Raw genomic sequence first — 4,152 nt, 5'->3', positions numbered from 1 at the left:
GCGGAGCGGCCTGGGTTGTCAGGTGAGGTGGTCGATTGCCGTCAGGATCCTGCGTTCCGAGACTGGGCCCTGGGTGCCGATTGTCTGGGCGAATAGGCTGACCCGCAGTTCCTGGATCTGCCAGCCGATCTCGCGGGCGGCTTCGGTGGACCGCTCGGCGGCGGGCATGGCGGCGAGCGCGTCGCGGTAGGCGTCCTCGACGCGGTGCGCGACGGCCATTTGCTGGGCGTCGCGGCCGGGGTTGTCGGGCAGCTTGTCCAGGCGGTACTGGATGGCGCGCAGGTAGCGGGCCAGCGCCGGGAGCCGCCGGGTTCCAGTGGCGGCGAGGAAACCGGAGTAGACGAGGCCGGCGAGCTGGTCGCGGATGTCGGCGGCGGCGGGCTCGAGCACCGGGCTGCGCAGTTCGCCGAGCCGGATCTGGGCGGCGTGGGCGGCGCGCAGGATTTCCTCGGCCCAGGTGATGACCTCGTGGGTGGCGGCGTGCAGCCTGGGGCGGACGTCGGCGGCGAGCCGCTCGAATCCCGCGGCGTCCCAGGCAGGGCCGCCGGCGTCGGCGATCAGGCCGTCGGCGGCGCAGTTGACAGCGTCGGCGAACAGCGCGGCGACGCCGCCGTGGGGGTTGTTGCTGAGCGCGAGCTTCTGCGCGGTGGTGAGGCGGGCGGCGATGTCCTTGACCGGGGACCTGGCGCCGAGCAGGATCAGCCGCCGCGTTCCGGCGAGCATGGCGGCGCGGGCCGTCTCTGGGGTCTCGAAGAGGCGGACATCGACGGCGTCGCCGTTGTCGACGAGGGCCGGGTAGGCCTTGACCTCACCGTCGGTGAACACCTGGGGCAGGGTGCCGATGTCCCAGGTGGTGAGTCCGGTCCTGGTGAGGGCGCTCGCCCGGGCGGACAGGGTCGCGCGCAGCTTCGGCCGCAGCTGCCGCTGGAGCGCGGCCAGGTCTTTACCCGTGGCGAGCACGCGGCCGTTGTCGAGTATGCGGAATGTGATCCGCAGGTGAGCCGGGAGCTTGTCCAGGTCATAGGCGTCGGCAGGGACCCGCACGCCGCGCAGCCGCAGCAGCTCGCGGGACAGCACGTCCCTGATGTCGCCGGCCGGGGTGGTGCCGTCGAGCCGGGCGAGGACCTCGCGGGCGACGTCGGGGGCGGGGACGAGCTCGCGGCGCAGGGCCTTGGGCAGGGAGCGGATCAGTTCGGTGACCAGCTCGTGGCGCAGGCCGGGGACCTGCCAGGAGAACTCCTCTGGCCGGGCCTGGTTCAGGGTGCTGAGCGGGATGTCGATGGTGACGCCGTCGGTTTCCGTGCCGGGCTCGAAGGCGTAGGACAGCGACAGGGCTCGCTGGCCTGCCGCGGCCGGGCCTTGCGTCTCCGAGGTCCAGACCTCGGGGTAGGCGGAGTCCAGCTCTAGCGCCTCCGCCGCCTCCGCGCTGAGCAGGTCATCGAGGGTGAGCGTGAGCAGGTCAGGGGTCTGGTGGCGCTGCCTCTTCCACCAGGCGTCGAAGTGCCGTGCGGAGGTCACGTCGGCGGGAACGCGGGCGTCGTAGAACTCGAAGAGCGCGTCCTCGCCGGCGACCAGGCCGCGGCGGCGGGCGCGCTGCTCGAGTTCGGCGGCTTCGGCGAGCAGCGTGGCGTTGTCGCGGAAGAAGTGGTGCCTGGTTTCCCAGTCGCCTTCGACGAGGGCGTGCCTGATGAAAAGCTCGCGGGAGGCGACCGGGTCGATACGGTCGAAGTTCACCGTGCGGTCGGCGACGATCGGGATGCCGTAGAGGGTGACCTTCTCCGTGGCGATGACGGCGCCGCGGCTCTTAGACCAGCGGGGCTCGCTGTAGGACCGCTTGACCAGGTGGGCGGCGACCGGTTCGACCCATTCCGGCTCGACGCTGGCGACGATGCGGCCCCAGAGCCTGGACGTCTCTACGAGCTCGGCGGCGACCACCCAGTCCGGCGGCTTGCGGGCGAGCGCGGAGCCAGGGAAGATCGCGAACCGGGTGCCGCGGGCGCCGAGGTATTCGGGCAGCGGACGGCGGCCACGCTCAGGGGGCGTGCCAGGCCGGGCAGTGAGCACTACCTTCATGCCGACGTGGGACAAGAGTCCGGCGAGCAGGGCGGTGTGAACACGGGCCCGTTCAGAAGACGATGAATCGGTGCTCAGCCCGAGATCGGCGGACAGGCTTTGCAGCTGAGCGTGCAGGTCCTGCCACTCGCGGACCCGCAGGTAGTTGAGGAACTCGGCGCGGCACATACGGCGGAAGGCGGAGCCGGACAGCTCGCGCTGGCGGTCGGTGAGGTAGTCCCACAGCGCGAGGAAGGTGAGGAAGTCCGATTCCGGCTGGGCGAAGCGGCGGTGCGCGGTGTCGGCGGCCTGCTGGTTGTCGGCAGGGCGTTCCCTGGGGTCCTGGATGGACAGCGCGGCGGCGATGACCAGGACTTCGCGGGCGCAGCCCTGGCGGTCCGCTTCGATGATCATGCGGGCGATGCGGGGGTCGACGGGGAGACGGGCCATCTTCCGGCCAGTGTCCGTGAGCCGGTCGCTCTTCATGGCGTTGAGCTCTTCGAGCAGCCGCACGCCGTCAGTGATGCTGCGCGGGTCCGGCGGGTCGACGAAGGGGAACGCGCGGACGTCGCCGAGGCGGGCGGCGGCCATCTGGAGGATGACGGAGGCGAGGTTCGTGCGCTGGATCTCGGGGTCGGTGTACTCGGGGCGTGAGTCGAAGTCCTCTTCCGAGTACAGCCGGATGCAGATGCCGTCGGCGACGCGGCCGCAGCGGCCCTTGCGCTGGTTGGCGCTGGCCTGCGAGATGGGCTCGATGGGGAGGCGCTGGACCTTGGTGCGCAGTGAGTAGCGGGAGATGCGGGCGGTGCCCGGGTCGATGACGTAGCGGATGCCGGGGACGGTGAGCGAGGTTTCCGCGACGTTGGTGGCGAGCACGACGCGGCGGTGGCTCATGGTCCGGCTGGCGGGGAGCTCGAAGACGCGGTGCTGTTCGGCGGCGGACAGGCGGCCGTAGAGCGGGAGGACCTCGAGGTTCTTGCGGCCCTTGAGGGCGTCGGCGGTGTCGCGGATCTCGCGCTCGCCGGAGAAGAACACGAGGATGTCGCCGGGACCGTTGGCGCTGAGCTCGTCGATGGCGTCGCTGATCGCCTGGATCTGGTCGCGGTCCTCTGTGTCTCGTTGCTCTGGGTCGGTGATCGGGCGGTAGCGGACCTCGACGGGGTAGGTGCGGCCGGAGACCTCGATGATCGGCGCGGGTTGGTCGTCGATGGCGAAGTGGGCGGCGAAGCGTTCCGGGTCGATCGTGGCGGAGGTGATGATCACCTTGAGGTCGGGGCGGCGCGGCAGGAGCTGCCTGAGGTAGCCGAGGATGAAGTCGATGTTCAGGCTGCGCTCGTGGGCCTCATCGATGATGAGCGTGTCGTACCGGTACAGGTCGCGGTCGCTGGCGATCTCGTTGAGGAGGATGCCGTCGGTCATGACCTTGACCAGGGTGTTGTCACCGGACTTGTCGGTGAACCTGACCTTGTAGCCGACCGCGGTGCCGAGCTGGGTGCTGGTTTCCTCGGCGATGCGTTCGGCGACGGTGCGGGCGGCGATCCTTCTTGGCTGCGTGTGGCCGATCTGGCCGGTGACGCCGCGGCCGAGCTCGAGGCAGATCTTGGGCAGCTGGGTGGTCTTGCCCGACCCGGTCTCGCCGGCCACGATCACGACCTGGTGATCCCTGATCGCCTGCGCGATGTCGTCCCTGCGCTGGCTGACCGGCAGGTCTTCTGGGTAGCTGATGTCGGGGACCGCTTCGCGGCGCCTGGCTACCCGGCGAGCCGCCCGGTCGATCTCGGCGGTCAGCTCGATGACGGCCTTGTCGCGGGCGGCCTGGTCGCGGAGGCCGTTCGCGCGGTCGATACGCCTGGCCAGCCGGTGCTGGTCGTGCAGCATCAGCTCGGGCAGGGCGCGGCGCAGGTCGGCAAGCGAGGGCAGCGTGGAAGGTTGAGTCACCGGCGAGAAAGAGTAGAGGAAGAAGATCCGGTAGTGCCAACGCTTTTAGGCCCGCCAGGCTTCCCGGTTACGGGCTGGCTACCTCATCTCCTGCTCAGCCGAGCCTCTCGCCAGGACTTATCCTGCTCGGCTGGAGGGCCCAGTGCCAGTGGCGGAGGGCTT

General features: G+C 70.3%; 1 protein-coding gene. It reads right to left on the bottom strand.

The genetic code is table 11. The features are described 5' to 3' along the window. Nucleotides 1-18 precede the first annotated feature (18 nt). Nucleotides 19-3,990 (bottom strand): ATP-dependent RNA helicase HrpA, encoded by a 3,972-nt coding sequence (gene hrpA / locus WA805_RS16075; RefSeq protein WP_425242737.1) that lies wholly within the window; start codon nt 3,988-3,990, stop codon nt 19-21. Nucleotides 3,991-4,152: the final 162 nt, after the last annotated feature.

This window comes from Trebonia sp., assembly GCF_049794275.1.
Classification (GTDB): domain Bacteria; phylum Actinomycetota; class Actinomycetes; order Streptosporangiales; family Streptosporangiaceae; genus Trebonia.
The sequence above is the reverse complement of the archived record's forward strand: the minus strand, read 5'-3'. Positions and strand labels throughout refer to the sequence as shown.